Annotated in this window: 13 protein-coding genes and 4 tRNA genes; all 17 read left to right on the forward strand. The window is 55.5% G+C overall.

Going from position 1 to position 16,136, the window contains the following annotated elements; all coding sequences use genetic code 11:
• Nucleotides 1-214: 214 nt before the first annotated feature.
• Nucleotides 215-1,174 carry a bifunctional biotin--[acetyl-CoA-carboxylase] ligase/biotin operon repressor BirA gene (birA, locus tag CKW21_RS28370; protein ID WP_095197164.1) on the forward strand — a complete coding sequence of 320 codons (960 nt, stop codon included), beginning with the start codon at nucleotides 215-217 and terminating at the stop codon, nucleotides 1,172-1,174.
• Nucleotides 1,164-1,913 (forward strand): pantothenate kinase, encoded by a 750-nt coding sequence (locus CKW21_RS28375; protein ID WP_095197165.1) that lies wholly within the window; start codon nucleotides 1,164-1,166, stop codon nucleotides 1,911-1,913. The genes birA and CKW21_RS28375 overlap by 11 nt, the downstream gene beginning before the upstream one ends.
• A 7-nt stretch (nucleotides 1,914-1,920) precedes the next feature.
• Nucleotides 1,921-2,361 carry a hypothetical protein gene (locus tag CKW21_RS28380; RefSeq protein ID WP_095197166.1) on the forward strand — a complete coding sequence of 147 codons (441 nt, stop codon included), beginning with the start codon at nucleotides 1,921-1,923 and terminating at the stop codon, nucleotides 2,359-2,361.
• Between the two features lie 142 nt (nucleotides 2,362-2,503).
• A tRNA-Tyr gene (locus CKW21_RS28385) sits at nucleotides 2,504-2,588 on the forward strand.
• A gap of 24 nt (nucleotides 2,589-2,612) precedes the next feature.
• A tRNA-Gly gene (locus tag CKW21_RS28390) sits at nucleotides 2,613-2,686 on the forward strand.
• Between the two features lie 26 nt (nucleotides 2,687-2,712).
• A tRNA-Thr gene (locus CKW21_RS28395) sits at nucleotides 2,713-2,788 on the forward strand.
• A gap of 173 nt (nucleotides 2,789-2,961) precedes the next feature.
• Nucleotides 2,962-3,037 (forward strand) — tRNA-Trp (locus CKW21_RS28400).
• Nucleotides 3,038-3,082: 45 nt separating this feature from the next.
• Nucleotides 3,083-3,451, forward strand: coding sequence for a preprotein translocase subunit SecE (secE, locus tag CKW21_RS28405; protein WP_007896620.1), 369 nt, complete (start codon nucleotides 3,083-3,085; stop codon nucleotides 3,449-3,451).
• Nucleotides 3,452-3,460: 9 nt separating this feature from the next.
• A complete protein-coding gene (nusG, locus tag CKW21_RS28410) occupies nucleotides 3,461-3,994 on the forward strand; it encodes a transcription termination/antitermination protein NusG (protein ID WP_007957598.1) in 534 nt (177 codons plus the stop codon).
• Between the two features lie 117 nt (nucleotides 3,995-4,111).
• On the forward strand, nucleotides 4,112-4,543 hold the full coding sequence (rplK, locus tag CKW21_RS28415) for a 50S ribosomal protein L11 (RefSeq protein ID WP_007933726.1): 432 nt from the start codon (nucleotides 4,112-4,114) through the stop codon (nucleotides 4,541-4,543).
• Nucleotides 4,543-5,238, forward strand: coding sequence for a 50S ribosomal protein L1 (gene rplA / locus CKW21_RS28420; RefSeq protein ID WP_003228754.1), 696 nt, complete (start codon nucleotides 4,543-4,545; stop codon nucleotides 5,236-5,238). Before rplK ends, rplA begins: the two co-directional genes overlap by 1 nt.
• A gap of 199 nt (nucleotides 5,239-5,437) precedes the next feature.
• On the forward strand, nucleotides 5,438-5,938 hold the full coding sequence (gene rplJ, locus CKW21_RS28425; protein ID WP_095197167.1) for a 50S ribosomal protein L10: 501 nt from the start codon (nucleotides 5,438-5,440) through the stop codon (nucleotides 5,936-5,938).
• Nucleotides 5,939-6,013: 75 nt separating this feature from the next.
• Complete coding sequence (gene rplL / locus CKW21_RS28430; RefSeq protein WP_007970414.1) at nucleotides 6,014-6,379, forward strand: 50S ribosomal protein L7/L12; 366 nt, start codon at nucleotides 6,014-6,016, stop codon at nucleotides 6,377-6,379.
• A gap of 219 nt (nucleotides 6,380-6,598) precedes the next feature.
• Nucleotides 6,599-10,672: a DNA-directed RNA polymerase subunit beta gene (gene rpoB / locus CKW21_RS28435; protein WP_095197168.1), complete on the forward strand. Its 4,074-nt coding sequence runs from the start codon at nucleotides 6,599-6,601 to the stop codon at nucleotides 10,670-10,672.
• 64 nt (nucleotides 10,673-10,736) lie between these two features.
• Nucleotides 10,737-14,936, forward strand: a complete 4,200-nt coding sequence (gene rpoC / locus CKW21_RS28440) for a DNA-directed RNA polymerase subunit beta' (RefSeq protein WP_095197169.1) — start codon at nucleotides 10,737-10,739, stop codon at nucleotides 14,934-14,936.
• 216 nt (nucleotides 14,937-15,152) lie between these two features.
• Nucleotides 15,153-15,524, forward strand: a complete 372-nt coding sequence (gene rpsL / locus CKW21_RS28445) for a 30S ribosomal protein S12 (RefSeq protein WP_003186084.1) — start codon at nucleotides 15,153-15,155, stop codon at nucleotides 15,522-15,524.
• Nucleotides 15,525-15,643: 119 nt separating this feature from the next.
• Nucleotides 15,644-16,114, forward strand: coding sequence for a 30S ribosomal protein S7 (gene rpsG, locus CKW21_RS28450; protein ID WP_002555493.1), 471 nt, complete (start codon nucleotides 15,644-15,646; stop codon nucleotides 16,112-16,114).
• Nucleotides 16,115-16,136: the final 22 nt, after the last annotated feature.

Genomic DNA, 16,136 nt, shown 5'->3' on the forward strand with positions numbered 1-16,136 from the left:
TCCCGAACTCAGAAGTGAAACGATGCATCGCCGATGGTAGTGTGGGGTTTCCCCATGTGAGAGTAGGTCATCGTCAAGATTAAATTCCGAAACCCCTATCTGCGTATGCAGGTAGGGGTTTTGTTTTGTCCGCAGAAAAACAGCCTCGCCAGGTTTCTATGCAACGGCTCGGGGCGTGGATATCATGCGGGCCTCATTGTGAGGCGAGACTTGCATGCTGACGTTGTTAAAGCTTCTTAAAGATGGCCGATTCCATTCGGGTCAAGCGCTGGGCGCTGCCTTAGGTGTTAGTCGCAGTGCTGTATGGAAGCAGCTTCAGCAGTTGGAGGCTGAGCTGGGGGTATCCATTCATAAAGTACGAGGACGCGGTTATCAGCTGGCTGCACCGCTGACGCTACTCGACCCTGTGGAAATCGGGCGGTTGGCACCCTCTTGTAACTGGCCTGTCCTGGTCTTCGACTCAATCGATTCCACGAATGCTGAGGCGCTTCGCGCCATCGAGCGGCTTCAAGCTGCGCCCTTTCTAGTGCTAGCCGAGCGGCAGACTGCTGGCCGAGGGCGGCGAGGGCGGAAGTGGGTGAGCCCATTCGCAGAAAACATCTATTACAGCTTGGTGCTGCGTATTGAGGGCGGGATGCGGCAACTGGAAGGGTTGAGTCTTGTTGTTGGGCTTGCCGTCATGCAGGCCTTGCGCGAGTTAGGTGTTCCGGGGGTGGGTTTGAAGTGGCCAAACGACGTCCTGGTCGGCCAGAAGAAAATTGCCGGAATATTGCTGGAGCTGGTTGGGGATCCTGCGGATGTATGCCATGTCGTGTTGGGTGTCGGTATAAATGTAAATATGCAGATGACCGATGAGGTTGATCAGCAATGGACATCCATGCGTCTCGAGTCCGGACAGATGTTTGATCGCAATCGCCTGGTTGCGAAGATTGGGACGATGTTGCAGAAATATTTGGAGCGGCATCAGGTTGGCGGATTTTCGGCTGTCCAGGCTGAGTGGGAGCAAAATCATCTGTGGCAGGGGCGCGCTGTGTCGTTGATTGCTGGCGTTAACCAAATAAATGGCGAAGTATTGGGTATCGATAGCCAGGGCGCCTTGCGATTGAAGGTGGATGGTGTGGAAAAAGTCTTCAGTGGTGGTGAGCTGAGTCTGAGGTTGCGCAATGATTCTTGAGCTCGACTGCGGAAACAGTTTTATTAAGTGGCGTGTGCTTGAAGCGTGCACCCGGCAAGTGGTGGGGGAGGGGGTTGTCGATTCGGACTTTGCATTGATCGAGGGCTTGAAAGGGCTCGAGGGGCCCGCTCTCAGGTCGTGTCGATTGGTCAGTGTCAGGACCGCTGAAGAAACCAGTGCATTGATCTCTCTGTTGAAGGAGGTGTTCGATGTTTCTGTGGTGTGCGCGTCTCCGGCGCGTGAGATGTCTGGCGTTCGTAATGGCTATGAGGAGTTTGAGCGACTAGGGCTTGATCGCTGGCTTGCTTTGCTCGGTGGGTATCATCTGGCCACCGGCGCGTGCCTTGTGCTGGACTTTGGTACGGCTGTTACCGCTGACTTCGTAGCTGCTGATGGTGAGCATCTCGGTGGGTTCATATGTCCTGGGATGCCGTTGATGCGCAATCAGCTTCGTACTCATACCCGTAAGATCCGTTACGGTGATCTTGCTGCCGAGCGTGCTTTGGAGAATCTCCTCCCGGGCCGTACGACTGTTGAGGCGGTCGAGCGCGGTTGCCTGCTGATGCTGAGGGGGTTTGTGATGACTCAGCTTGAGTTGGCGCGCAGCTATTGGGGTAAGGAATTCACAGTGTTCCTTACAGGTGGTGATGCGGCCCAGGTTTCGGAGATCGTGCCCGAGGCCAGGGTGGTCCCGGATTTGGTGTTTGTCGGCTTGGCTATGGCGTGCCCTTTGCCCTGAGGTCTTTATGCGTTGGTTGTTTCTGCTGCTGCTTGTTCTCAATGTGTTTTATTACATCTGGCATCAACAAGAGGCTCCTCTGCGTGCAAAGGATGTGACGCCCTTGAGTTTGTATCGGGGATCCCAGCAGGATATTCGTCTGCTGAGTGAGGCAACAGACTCGACAAAAGATAAGGCAAAGGCCCTCCAATCGGATGCGGGATGTCTATATGTGGGTGGCTTTGCACGTCAGGATGTTGCTCAGGGGCTTGAGCGCAGATTGAGCGGTATGGATGTCAAGTTTCAGGCGCTGCCTAAAGGTAGTGCTGAGTCCGCCGGTTACTGGGTGCGGGTAGCCCCGGAAAGCAGGCGCTGGCTTGATGACTTGCAGCTGCTGAACCTTTCTAGAGAATTCAATGAGTTAAAACATAAAATAATGCCTTGCGAGGGGGTTGCACCCATCGAATAGTTTGCATAGAATGGCGCCCGCTCCACAGTGAAGACCTAAAACGGTAAGCAATGTGAAGCGAGGTCAACGCAGCTAACCTCAGGTTTTTAATGAGAAAATGCTTGACAGAAGGCTGGCATGATATAGAATGCCGGCTCGCTTAGGAGGGGTTCCCGAGCGGCCAAAGGGATCAGACTGTAAATCTGACGTCTACGACTTCGAAGGTTCGAATCCTTCCCCCTCCACCATTTTTAGCGAGAGCTGCAAGCCTCGCGGGTATAGTTTAGTGGTAGAACCTCAGCCTTCCAAGCTGATGATGCGGGTTCGATTCCCGCTACCCGCTCCAAGTTTGCAGGTTTTGCACGGTGTTTCGCTCTTGTAGCTCAGTTGGTAGAGCACACCCTTGGTAAGGGTGAGGTCAGCGGTTCAAATCCGCTCAAGAGCTCCATATAACAAGGCAGATATGAAAATATCTGCCTTTGTTTTAATGGCTTGTGGTTGCGCCGCGATATCCGAGAGGATGGTGGGGCGTATCGGTAGTGATGCCGTATCCAGGGTCGTTGAGTAAATTGTTGTAAAGTCTTCTTCGGGCCGGCATAATGGTCGGCCTGATTTTGTTTTAGGTCAGTAGCTCAATTGGCAGAGCGACGGTCTCCAAAACCGTAGGTTGGGGGTTCGATTCCCTCCTGACCTGCCAGATTCACCAGGTGTGTCTGGCTTTCTTTTCACAGGATCTTCATAGATGACTCCTAAAGCTGAAGCTCAAGGCTCTCGCTTCGATCTGCTCAAGTGGCTAGTAGTAGTTGCTTTGGTGGTTGTTGGCGTTGTTGGCAATCAGTATTACTCTGCTTCGCCGATCCTGTACCGCGTGCTCGCTTTGCTTGTGATTGCTGCTGTAGCTGCCTTTGTAGGCCTGCAGACGGTTAAGGGCAAGTCTTTCTTTGTACTGGTTAAGGAAGCGCGCACCGAGATTCGTAAAGTCGTATGGCCAACTCGCCAAGAAACCACGCAGACCACGTTGATCGTTGTGGCTGTTGTCCTGGTTATGGCGTTGCTGTTGTGGGGGCTCGACTCCCTGCTCGGCTGGCTTGTTTCCTTGATCGTCGGCTAAGGGTGTCCCGTGGCTAAGCGTTGGTATGTTGTGCATGCTTACTCCGGTTACGAGAAGCATGTCATGCGCTCGCTGATTGAGCGCGTAAAGCTGGCTGGCATGGAAGATGGCTTTGGCGAGATTCTGGTTCCCACTGAAGAAGTGGTTGAAATGCGTAATGGCCAGAAACGCAAAAGCGAGCGCAAGTTCTTCCCGGGTTACGTGCTGGTTCAGATGGATATGAACGAGGGTACTTGGCACTTGGTCAAGGATACTCCTCGGGTGATGGGTTTCATCGGCGGTACTGCTGATAAGCCGGCGCCGATCACCGATAAAGAGGCAGAAGCTATTCTGCGTCGCGTCGCTGATGGCAGCGATAAGCCGAAGCCGAAGACGTTGTTCGAGCCGGGCGAAACCGTACGCGTCAACGACGGGCCATTCGCCGATTTTAACGGCGTTGTCGAAGAAGTTAACTACGAGAAGAGCCGGATCCAAGTGGCGGTGCTCATTTTCGGTCGCTCTACTCCGGTAGAGTTGGAGTTCAGTCAGGTCGAAAAGGTCTAGCTGAGCAAGCATCCCAACCCCGCAGCCTTAGGCTGTGGGGTTTTGTCGTCACTGGGATAAACGCGCAAGTAACCGGGGAGCCTTTCGAGGCGTTTGAACCCGTAATTGGAGTGCCTCATGGCCAAGAAGATTACCGCTTACATCAAGCTGCAAGTGAAGGCCGCTCAGGCTAACCCAAGCCCACCTGTTGGTCCTGCACTGGGTCAGCACGGCGTGAACATCATGGAATTCTGCAAGGCTTTCAACGCCCGTACTCAGGGTCTTGAGCCAGGTCTGCCGACTCCAGTGATCATCACTGTCTACAGCGACCGTAGCTTCACGTTTGAAACCAAATCCACCCCTGCTTCGGTACTGCTGAAGAAGGCGGCCGGTCTGACCAGCGGTTCCGCTCGTCCGAACACCGTTAAGGTTGGCACCGTAACCCGTGCTCAGCTGGAAGAAATCGCGAAAACCAAAAACGCGGATCTGACTGCAGCTGATATGGAAGCAGCCGTGCGTACCATCGCCGGTTCTGCTCGTAGCATGGGCCTTAACGTGGAGGGTGTGTAATGGCTAAGCTGACCAAGCGTCAAAAGGCTATCGCCGGCAAAATCGAAGCAGGCAAGGCCTACAACATTGTAGACGCCGCTGCACTGCTGGCTGAGCTGTCGACTGTCAAGTTCAGCGAGTCGTTCGACGTTGCTGTGAACCTGGGTGTTGACCCACGTAAATCCGACCAGGTTGTTCGTAGCGCTACTGTGCTGCCACACGGCACTGGCAAGACCGTTCGTGTTGCTGTGTTCACCCAGGGTCCTGCTGCTGAAGCCGCTCTGGCTGCCGGCGCTGACCGTGTAGGTATGGACGACCTGGCTGCCGAAATGAAAGGCGGCGACCTGAACTATGACGTAGTGATCGCATCCCCGGATGCCATGCGCGTTGTAGGTCAACTGGGTCAGATCCTCGGTCCACGTGGCCTGATGCCTAACCCTAAAGTCGGCACCGTAACTCCAGACGTAGCTACCGCGGTTAAAAACGCCAAGGCTGGTCAGGTTCGTTATCGCACCGACAAAAACGGCATCATCCACACTTCCGTTGGCAAGATCGGCTTCGATGCCGTCAAGCTGAAGGAAAACGTTGAAGCTCTGATCGCCGACCTGAAGCGTATCAAGCCAGCTTCTTCGAAAGGCATCTACGTCAAGCGCGTTACCCTGAGCACCACCATGGGCCCAGGTCTGGTTATCGACCAGAGCTCGCTGGACGCATAAGACAAAAGTTGGCGCAAGCAATTGCGCCAGTTTGAAAGATTGGGGTCCCTGCCTGGCGGGGGCTATCCAAGACCGTAGGCGACGTAAGTCTTAAACCTCAAGCCTACGCAGATGGTGCTCCCGGTTCCTTACCGAATCAGACACCAAAACGACATCCGGTTTCGACTGGATGAAACGGTATCAAGCAGGAGTTAAACCCGTGGCAATTAAACTCGAAGACAAGAAGGCCATCGTCGCTGAAGTCAACGAGGCTGCCAAAGTCGCTCTGTCCGCTGTCGTGGCTGATGCCCGTGGCGTAACAGTAGGCGCGATGACCGGACTCCGTAAAGAGGCTCGTGAAGCTGGCGTTTACGTACGTGTTGTACGTAACACCCTGCTCAAGCGCGCTGTTGCTGACACTGAATTCAGTGTCCTCAACGACGTGTTCACTGGCCCTACCCTGATTGCGTTCTCCAAAGAACATCCAGGCGCTGCTGCCCGGATCTTCAAGGAATTCTCAAAGGGTCAGGACAAGTTCGAGATCAAGGCAGCTGCGTTCGAGGGCAAGTTCCTCGCAGCTAACCAAATCGACGTACTGGCAACTCTGCCGACCCGTGACGAAGCAATTTCTCAGCTGATGAGCGTGATTCAAGGCGCTACCAGCAAGTTGGCTCGTACTCTGGCGGCAATTCGCGACCAGAAAGAAGCTGCTGCAGCCTAAGGCTCGTCAACTTCTCGCGTTTTTTGTTTTTTTCGATGGTCGCGTAGGCCGTCCCCAATATCAGGAATTAGATTCATGTCTATCTCTCAGAACGATATCCTTGAAGCAGTTGGCAACATGTCCGTAATGGAAGTTGTTGAGCTGATCAAAGCTTTCGAAGAAAAATTCGGCGTTACCGCTGCTGCTGCATCGGCTGGTCCAGCTGTTGCTGCTGCCGTTGCTGAAGAACAAACCGAATTCAACGTCATGCTGACCGAAGCTGGCGAGAAGAAAGTTAACGTGATCAAGGCTGTACGTGAACTGACCGGTCTGGGCCTGAAAGAAGCCAAGGCTGTAGTTGACGGCGCTCCTGCCATGGTTCTGGAAGCTGTTGCCAAAGACGCAGCTGACAAAGCCAAAGCAGCTCTGGAAGAAGCAGGCGCTAAAGTCGAGCTGAAGTAAGCATCGACTTTGCGTTTCCAGCCCGAGCGTTAAGCGAAAGGCTGATGGCTGGTGGCTCTTGCCACCGGCCTTTTTCCGTTATTGGCAGCCGACTGGGTCGGGCCGATAGCGAGCTGTAACCACCCGATGCGGTGGCGCAAACCATGGGGTTTGCACGATTTTCTGGTCGCTCCCGTCGGGAGGGGCCAAACAAGCAGGTGACCAAGCTGGGGAACGCTGATGGCTTACTCATATACTGAGAAAAAACGTATCCGCAAGGACTTTAGCAAGTTGCCGGACGTCATGGATGTGCCTTACCTCCTGGCCATCCAGCTGGATTCGTATCGTGAATTCTTGCAAGCGGGAGCGACTAAAGATCAGTTCCGCGACGTGGGCCTGCATGCGGCCTTCAAATCCGTTTTCCCGATCATCAGCTACTCCGGCAATGCTGCGCTGGAGTACGTCGGTTATCGCTTGGGCGAACCGGCATTTGATGTCAAAGAATGCGTATTGCGCGGTGTAACTTACGCCGTACCTTTGCGGGTAAAAGTGCGACTGATCATTTTCGACAAAGAATCGTCGAACAAAGCGATCAAGGACATCAAAGAGCAAGAAGTCTACATGGGTGAAATTCCCCTGATGACCGAGAACGGTACCTTTGTAATCAACGGTACCGAGCGTGTAATCGTTTCCCAGCTGCACCGTTCCCCGGGCGTGTTCTTCGACCACGACCGTGGCAAGACGCACAGCTCCGGTAAACTGCTGTACTCCGCGCGCATCATTCCTTACCGCGGTTCGTGGCTGGACTTCGAGTTCGACCCGAAAGACTGCGTGTTCGTGCGTATCGACCGTCGTCGCAAGCTGCCTGCATCGGTACTGCTGCGTGCGCTCGGCTATACCACTGAAGAAGTGCTGGACGCGTTCTACACCACCAACGTATTCCACGTGAAAGGCGAGAGCCTGAGCCTGGAGCTGGTGCCTCAGCGCCTGCGCGGTGAAATCGCGGTCCTGGATATCCAGGATGACAAAGGCAAGGTTATTGTCGAGCAAGGTCGTCGTATCACTGCTCGCCACATCAACCAGCTGGAAAAAGCCGGGATCAAAGAGCTGGAAGTGCCTCTGGACTACGTCCTGGGTCGCACTACCGCCAAGGTCATCGTGCATCCGGCAACCGGCGAAATCCTGGCAGAGTGCAATACCGAGCTGAGCACCGAGATCCTGGCGAAAATCGCCAAGGCCGGCGTTGTTCGCATCGAAACTCTGTACACCAACGATATCGACTGCGGTCCGTTCGTCTCCGATACGCTGAAGATCGACTCCACCAGCAACCAACTGGAAGCGCTGGTCGAGATCTATCGCATGATGCGTCCTGGCGAGCCGCCAACCAAAGACGCTGCTGAAACCCTGTTCAACAACCTGTTCTTCAGTCCTGAGCGCTATGACCTGTCTGCGGTCGGCCGGATGAAGTTCAACCGTCGTATCGGTCGTACCGAGATCGAAGGTTCGGGCGTGCTGTGCAAGGAAGATATCGTCGCGGTACTGAAGACTCTGGTCGACATCCGTAACGGTAAAGGCATCGTCGATGACATCGACCACCTGGGTAACCGTCGTGTTCGCTGTGTAGGCGAAATGGCCGAGAACCAGTTCCGCGTTGGCCTGGTGCGTGTTGAGCGTGCGGTCAAAGAGCGTCTGTCGATGGCTGAAAGCGAAGGCCTGATGCCGCAAGACCTGATCAACGCCAAGCCAGTAGCTGCGGCGGTGAAAGAGTTCTTCGGGTCCAGCCAGCTCTCCCAGTTCATGGACCAGAACAACCCGCTGTCCGAGATCACCCACAAACGTCGTGTCTCCGCACTCGGCCCAGGCGGTTTGACTCGTGAGCGTGCTGGCTTTGAAGTTCGTGACGTACACCCGACTCACTACGGTCGTGTATGCCCGATTGAAACGCCGGAAGGTCCGAACATCGGTCTGATCAACTCCCTGGCAGCCTACGCGCGCACCAACCAGTACGGTTTCCTCGAGAGCCCGTACCGCGTGGTTAAAGACGCTCTGGTCACCGACGAGATCGTGTTCCTGTCCGCCATCGAAGAAGCTGATCACGTGATCGCTCAGGCTTCGGCCACGATGAACGACAAGAAAGTCCTGATCGACGAGCTGGTAGCTGTTCGTCACCTGAACGAGTTCACTGTCAAGGCGCCGGAAGACGTCACCCTGATGGACGTATCGCCGAAGCAGGTAGTTTCGGTTGCCGCGTCGCTGATCCCGTTCCTCGAGCACGACGACGCCAACCGTGCGTTGATGGGTTCGAACATGCAGCGTCAAGCTGTACCAACCCTGCGCGCTGACAAGCCGCTGGTAGGTACCGGCATGGAGCGTAACGTAGCCCGTGACTCCGGCGTTTGCGTCGTGGCTCGTCGTGGCGGCGTGATCGACTCTGTCGACGCCAGCCGTATCGTGGTTCGTGTTGCTGATGACGAAGTTGAAACCGGCGAAGCTGGCGTCGACATCTACAACCTGACCAAATACACCCGCTCGAACCAGAACACTTGCATCAACCAGCGTCCGCTGGTGCGTAAAGGTGATCGGGTTCAGCGCAGCGACATCATGGCCGACGGTCCGTCCACCGATATGGGTGAACTGGCTCTGGGTCAGAACATGCGCATCGCGTTCATGGCATGGAACGGCTTCAACTTCGAAGACTCCATCTGCCTGTCCGAGCGTGTTGTTCAGGAAGACCGTTTCACCACGATTCACATTCAGGAACTGACCTGTGTGGCGCGTGACACCAAGCTTGGGCCAGAGGAAATCACTGCGGACATCCCGAACGTGGGTGAAGCTGCACTGAACAAGCTGGACGAAGCCGGTATCGTTTACGTAGGTGCTGAAGTTGGCGCGGGCGACATCCTGGTTGGTAAGGTCACTCCGAAAGGCGAGACCCAGCTGACCCCGGAAGAGAAGCTGCTGCGTGCGATCTTCGGTGAAAAAGCCAGCGACGTTAAAGACACCTCCCTGCGTGTACCTACCGGTACCAAGGGTACTGTCATCGACGTACAGGTCTTCACCCGCGACGGCGTTGAGCGTGATGCTCGTGCCCTGTCGATCGAGAAGTCCCAGCTCGACGAGATCCGCAAGGACTTGAACGAAGAGTTCCGTATCGTCGAAGGCGCAACTTTCGAACGTCTGCGTTCCGCTCTGGTCGGCCACAAAGCCGAAGGCGGCGCCGGTCTGAAGAAAGGTCAGGAAATCACCGACGAAGTGCTCGACGGTCTTGAGCATGGCCAGTGGTTTAAACTGCGCATGGCTGAAGATGCTCTGAACGAGCAGCTCGAGAAGGCTCAGGCCTACATCGTTGATCGCCGCCGTCTGCTGGACGACAAGTTCGAAGACAAGAAGCGCAAACTGCAGCAGGGCGATGACCTGGCTCCAGGTGTGCTGAAAATCGTCAAGGTTTACCTGGCAATCCGTCGTCGCATCCAGCCGGGCGACAAGATGGCCGGTCGTCACGGTAACAAGGGTGTGGTCTCCGTGATCATGCCGGTTGAAGACATGCCGCACGATGCCAATGGCACCCCGGTGGACGTCGTCCTCAACCCGTTGGGCGTACCTTCGCGTATGAACGTCGGTCAGATCCTTGAAACCCACCTGGGCCTCGCGGCCAAAGGTCTGGGCGAGAAGATCAATCGCATGGTTGAAGAGCAGCGTAAGGTTGCCGAGCTGCGTAAGTTCCTGCACGAGATCTATAACGAGATCGGCGGTCGTCAGGAAAGCCTCGATGACTTCTCCGACCAGGAAATCCTGGATCTGGCTCAAAACCTGCGCGGCGGCGTACCGATGGCCACTCCGGTGTTCGACGGTGCCAAGGAAAGCGAAATCAAGGCCATGCTGAAACTGGCAGACCTGCCAGAAAGCGGCCAGATGCAGCTGACCGACGGCCGTACCGGCAACAAGTTCGAGCGCCCGGTTACCGTTGGCTACATGTACATGCTGAAGCTGAACCACTTGGTAGACGACAAGATGCACGCTCGTTCTACCGGTTCGTACAGCCTGGTTACCCAGCAGCCGCTGGGTGGTAAGGCGCAGTTCGGTGGTCAGCGTTTCGGGGAGATGGAGGTCTGGGCACTGGAAGCATACGGTGCTGCATACACTCTGCAAGAAATGCTCACAGTGAAGTCGGACGATGTGAACGGCCGGACCAAGATGTACAAAAACATCGTGGACGGCGATCACCGTATGGAGCCGGGCATGCCCGAGTCCTTCAACGTGTTGATCAAGGAAATTCGTTCCCTCGGCATCGATATCGATCTGGAAACCGAATAACACGTGACGCGAATCGAGAGCGGGGCAGGATAGCCCGCTCTCTGCTCCGCCAGGAGGAAAGGCCTTGAAAGACCTACTGAATTTGCTGAAAAACCAGGGTCAAGTCGAAGAGTTCGACGCCATCCGTATTGGATTGGCATCGCCTGAGATGATCCGTTCGTGGTCGTTCGGCGAAGTTAAAAAGCCGGAAACCATCAACTACCGTACGTTCAAACCTGAGCGTGACGGTCTGTTCTGCGCCAAGATCTTTGGCCCGGTAAAGGATTACGAGTGCCTGTGCGGTAAGTACAAGCGCTTGAAGCACCGTGGTGTGATCTGCGAGAAGTGCGGCGTTGAAGTTGCGCTGGCAAAAGTTCGTCGTGAGCGCATGGCGCACATCGAACTGGCTTCGCCGGTTGCCCACATCTGGTTCCTGAAATCGCTGCCGTCCCGTATCGGCTTGCTGATGGACATGACCCTGCGTGATATCGAGCGCGTTCTCTACTTCGAGAGCTATGTCGTTATCGATCCAGGCATGACCACCCTTGAAAAAGGTCAGTTGCTGAACGACGAGCAGTACTTCGAAGCGCTGGAAGAATTCGGCGACGACTTCGATGCCCGCATGGGTGCCGAAGCTGTCCGCGAACTGCTGCACGCTATCGATCTGGAGCACGAGATTGGCCGTCTGCGTGAAGAAATTCCGCAAACCAACTCCGAAACCAAAATCAAGAAGCTGTCCAAGCGTCTGAAGTTGATGGAAGCCTTCCAGGGTTCCGGCAACCTGCCAGAGTGGATGGTGCTGACCGTTCTGCCGGTTCTGCCGCCAGACCTGCGTCCACTGGTCCCGCTGGATGGCGGTCGCTTCGCGACTTCCGACCTCAACGATCTGTATCGTCGAGTGATCAACCGTAACAACCGTTTGAAGCGCCTGCTGGATCTGTCCGCTCCGGACATCATCGTGCGCAACGAAAAGCGTATGTTGCAGGAAGCCGTCGACGCACTGCTCGACAACGGTCGTCGTGGCCGCGCTATCACCGGTTCCAACAAGCGTCCTCTGAAATCCCTGGCTGACATGATCAAGGGTAAGCAGGGTCGTTTCCGTCAGAACTTGCTCGGTAAGCGTGTTGACTACTCCGGTCGTTCGGTAATTACCGTAGGTCCGACCCTGCGTCTGCACCAGTGCGGTCTGCCGAAGAAGATGGCTCTGGAACTGTTCAAACCGTTCATTTTCGGCAAGCTGGAAATGCGTGGTCTCGCTACCACCATTAAAGCCGCCAAGAAGATGGTCGAGCGCGAACTGCCAGAGGTTTGGGACGTTCTCGCTGAAGTGATTCGCGAACACCCGGTTCTTCTCAACCGTGCACCGACCCTTCACCGTCTGGGTATCCAGGCGTTTGAACCGGTACTGATCGAAGGTAAGGCTATCCAGCTGCACCCTCTGGTCTGCGCTGCGTACAACGCCGACTTCGACGGCGACCAAATGGCCGTGCACGTACCGCTGACACTGGAAGCCCAGTTGGAAGCGCGTGCGTTGATGATGTCGACCAACAACATTCTGTCGCCAGCCAACGGTGAGCCGATCATCGTTCCGTCGCAGGACGTTGTATTGGGTCTGTACTACATGACTCGTGAAGCGATCAACGCCAAGGGTGAAGGTCGCGTGTTCGCGGATCTGCAGGAAGTTGACCGTGTGTTCCGTGCAGGCGAAGCCGCACTGCACGCGAAAGTCAAAGTCCGGATCAACGAAACCGTCAACGATCGTGACGGCGGCAGCGTGACCAATACCCGTATCGTCGACACCACTGTCGGCCGTGCGCTGTTGTTCCAGGTTGTGCCAAAGGGTCTGTCCTTCGACGTCGTCAACTTGCCGATGAAGAAAAAAGCGATCTCCAAGCTGATCAACCAGTGCTACCGCGTGGTTGGTCTGAAAGAGACCGTGATCTTTGCTGACCAATTGATGTACACCGGTTTTGCCTATTCGACCATTTCCGGCGTTTCCATCGGCGTTAACGACTTCGTTATCCCGGATGAAAAAGCGCGCATCATCGGTACTGCTACCGACGAAGTGAAAGAGATCGAAAGTCAGTACGCCTCCGGCCTGGTAACCCAGGGCGAGAAGTACAACAAAGTGATCGACCTTTGGTCCAAGGCGAACGACGAAGTTTCCAAGGCGATGATGGCCAACCTCTCGAAAGAGAAGGTCATCGATCGTCATGGTGTCGAAGTCGATCAGGAGTCCTTCAACTCGATGTACATGATGGCCGACTCGGGCGCACGGGGTTCTGCTGCGCAGATCCGTCAGCTCGCCGGTATGCGTGGCCTGATGGCCAAGCCGGACGGTTCCATCATCGAAACGCCGATTACTGCGAACTTCCGTGAAGGTTTGAGCGTACTTCAGTACTTCATCTCCACTCACGGTGCTCGTAAAGGTCTGGCGGATACCGCGTTGAAAACTGCGAACTCCGGTTACCTGACTCGTCGTCTGGTAGACGTAGCGCAGGATCTGGTTGTAACCGAGATCGATTGCGGCACCGAGCACGGCTTGCTGATGACTCCGCACATTGAAGGCGGTGACGTTGTAGAGCCGTTGGGTGAGCGCGTATTGGGTCGTGTTATCGCCCGTGACGTGTTCAAGCCAGGTACCGAGGACGTCATCGTTCCTGCCGGCACCCTGGTAGACGAGAAGTGGGTTGAGTTCATCGAGCTGAACAGCATCGACGAAGTGATCGTGCGTTCGCCGATCAGCTGCGAAACCCGCTACGGCATTTGCGCCAAGTGCTACGGTCGTGACCTGGCTCGTGGTCACCAGGTGAACATCGGTGAGGCGGTCGGCGTTATCGCGGCCCAGTCCATCGGTGAGCCGGGTACCCAGCTGACGATGCGTACGTTCCACATCGGTGGTGCGGCAAGCCGGACCTCAGCAGCCGACAGCGTTCAGGTGAAGAACGGCGGTACCGTCCGTCTGCATAACCTGAAGCATGTTGAGCGAGTGGATGGTCACCTGGTGGCTGTGTCCCGTTCCGGTGAGCTGGCGATCGCTGATGACTTCGGTCGTGAGCGCGAGCGCTACAAGCTGCCGTACGGTGCCGTGATTTCGGTTAAAGAAGGTGACAAGGTCGACGCTGGCGCAATCGTGGCCAAGTGGGATCCGCACACTCACCCGATCGTTACCGAAATGAAAGGTACCGTGACCTACGTGGGCATGGAAGAAGGCATCACGATCAAGCGTCAGACTGACGAATTGACCGGTATGACCAACATTGAAGTTCTCGACGCCAAAGATCGTCCAGCTGCCGGTAAAGATATCCGTCCTGCTGTGAAGATGGTCGACGACAACGGCAAGGATCTGTTGCTGCCAGGTACTGACGTTATCGCTCAGTACTTCCTGCCGGCCAACGCCCTGGTCGGTGTGGCTGACGGTGCGAAAATCGCGATCGGTGATGTTATCGCTCGTATTCCGCAAGAGACTTCCAAGACCCGTGACATCACCGGTGGTCTGCCGCGTGTTGCCGACTTGTTCGAGGCTCGTCGTCCGAAAGAAGCGTCGATTCTGGCTGAAGTCAGCGGCACCATCGCGTTCGGTAAAGAGACCAAGGGCAAGCGCCGTCTGGTTATCACCCCGAACGACGGTAGCGATCCGTACGAAGAGCTGATTCCGAAGTGGCGTCACCTGAACGTCTTCGAAGGCGAACAAGTGAACCGCGGCGAAGTCATCTCCGACGGTCCAAGCGATCCGCATGACATCCTGCGTTTGCTGGGTGTAAGTGCGCTGGCCAAGTACATCGTCAACGAGATCCAGGACGTTTACCGTCTGCAAGGCGTGAAGATCAACGATAAGCACATCGAGACCATCCTGCGTCAGATGCTGCGTAAGGTTGAAATCGCTGAATCCGGCGATTCCAGTTTCATCAAGGGCGACCAGATGGAATTGACTCACGTTCTGGTAGAGAACGAGCGTTTGAGCAACGAAGACAAGTTTGTCTCCAAGTTCACTCGCGTTCTGCTGGGTATCACCAAGGCGTCGTTGTCCACCGAATCGTTCATCTCGGCGGCTTCCTTCCAGGAAACCACTCGCGTACTGACCGAGGCGGCGGTAACCGGCAAGCGCGACTACCTGCGCGGCCTGAAAGAAAACGTGGTCGTGGGTCGTCTGATCCCGGCCGGTACCGGCCTGGCTTATCACAGCGAGCGTAAGCGTCGCCGTGATGCAGACAAGCCGTTGCGCGTGAGCGCCAGTGAAGTGGAAGCTGCACTGACCGAAGCGCTGAACTCGAGCGGTAACTGAGTTCTGCGGTAAATGAGCGTAAGGCCCTGGTCGCTCCGTTCATCGTATCGAGACAAATTGTCGAGGTTCGGTGAGTGGGGAGGGCGGGGCCTTGCCTTGACTGGGGACAAGATCCTCTTTAGACTCTTGTACCCCTAAATTTGGCGGGGATTCGTTCCTGCCATTTTGCTTTTCTTGCAAGACAATAGCGTCGCAAGACAACAGTGGAGCTAGTAGATGGCAACTATCAACCAGCTGGTACGTCAGCCGCGTAAGCGTATCGTCGAGAAATCCGACGTGCCTGCGCTGCAGAACTGCCCGCAACGTCGTGGCGTGTGCACCCGTGTGTACACCACCACGCCGAAAAAACCTAACTCGGCACTGCGTAAAGTATGCCGTGTGCGCCTGACCAACGGTTTCGAGGTTTCCTCGTACATCGGCGGTGAAGGTCACAACCTGCAAGAGCACAGCGTGGTACTGATCCGCGGCGGTCGTGTAAAAGACTTGCCAGGTGTTCGTTATCACACCGTTCGCGGTTCTTTGGATACTTCCGGCGTTAAGGGTCGTAACCAGGGTCGTTCGAAGTACGGTACCAAGCGTCCGAAGTAATGGTCGCTTGCTGCAAAAAACTGATTTCTATTTTTCTGAGTCGATAAGAGTAAGGTCGGAGGCGTCCCGTAGTGGGCACCGATTCCGAGCGAACCTGAAGACCGTTTGAGGGCTTATCCATGCCAAGAAGACGCGTAGCAGCCAAGCGCGAAGTGCTTGACGATCCAAAATACGGAAGCCAAATCCTGGCCAAGTTCATGAACCACGTGATGGAAAGCGGCAAGAAAGCCGTTGCCGAGCGTATCGTTTATGGCGCGCTGGAAAAGGTTAAAGAACGCAAGAACAGCGACCCCCTGGAAATCTTCGAGAAAGCTCTCGACGCCATCGCTCCGCTGGTCGAAGTAAAGTCGCGCCGTGTAGGCGGTGCTACTTACCAGGTTCCGGTTGAAGTTCGTCCGTCCCGTCGTAACGCTCTGGCAATGCGCTGGTTGGTAGACTTCGCCCGTAAGCGCGGCGAGAAGTCTATGGCTCTGCGTTTGGCTGGCGAACTGTTGGACGCTGCCGAAGGTAAAGGTGCTGCAGTTAAGAAGCGTGAAGACGTGCACCGTATGGCTGAAGCTAACAAAGCTTTCTCGCACTACCGCTTCTAATTTTAGCGTCACTAATTTTGCG

Origin of the sequence: Pseudomonas sp. Irchel 3A7 (genome assembly GCF_900187565.1) — a bacterium.
Lineage (GTDB): Bacteria > Pseudomonadota > Gammaproteobacteria > Pseudomonadales > Pseudomonadaceae > Aquipseudomonas.

Bases quoted from the DNA above. Each gene is read 5' to 3' on its own strand.
- birA (WP_095197164.1), top strand. From the start codon at position 215: ATGCTGACGTTGTTAAAGCTTCTTAAAGATGGCCGATTCCATTCGGGT.
- CKW21_RS28375 (WP_095197165.1), top strand. From the start codon at position 1,164: ATGATTCTTGAGCTCGACTGCGGAAACAGTTTTATTAAGTGGCGTGTG.
- CKW21_RS28380 (WP_095197166.1), top strand. From the start codon at position 1,921: ATGCGTTGGTTGTTTCTGCTGCTGCTTGTTCTCAATGTGTTTTATTAC.
- secE (WP_007896620.1), top strand. From the start codon at position 3,083: ATGACTCCTAAAGCTGAAGCTCAAGGCTCTCGCTTCGATCTGCTCAAG.
- rplK (WP_007933726.1), top strand. From the start codon at position 4,112: ATGGCCAAGAAGATTACCGCTTACATCAAGCTGCAAGTGAAGGCCGCT.
- rplA (WP_003228754.1), top strand. From the start codon at position 4,543: ATGGCTAAGCTGACCAAGCGTCAAAAGGCTATCGCCGGCAAAATCGAA.
- rplL (WP_007970414.1), top strand. From the start codon at position 6,014: ATGTCTATCTCTCAGAACGATATCCTTGAAGCAGTTGGCAACATGTCC.
- rpoB (WP_095197168.1), top strand. From the start codon at position 6,599: ATGGCTTACTCATATACTGAGAAAAAACGTATCCGCAAGGACTTTAGC.
- rpsL (WP_003186084.1), top strand. From the start codon at position 15,153: ATGGCAACTATCAACCAGCTGGTACGTCAGCCGCGTAAGCGTATCGTC.
- rpsG (WP_002555493.1), top strand. From the start codon at position 15,644: ATGCCAAGAAGACGCGTAGCAGCCAAGCGCGAAGTGCTTGACGATCCA.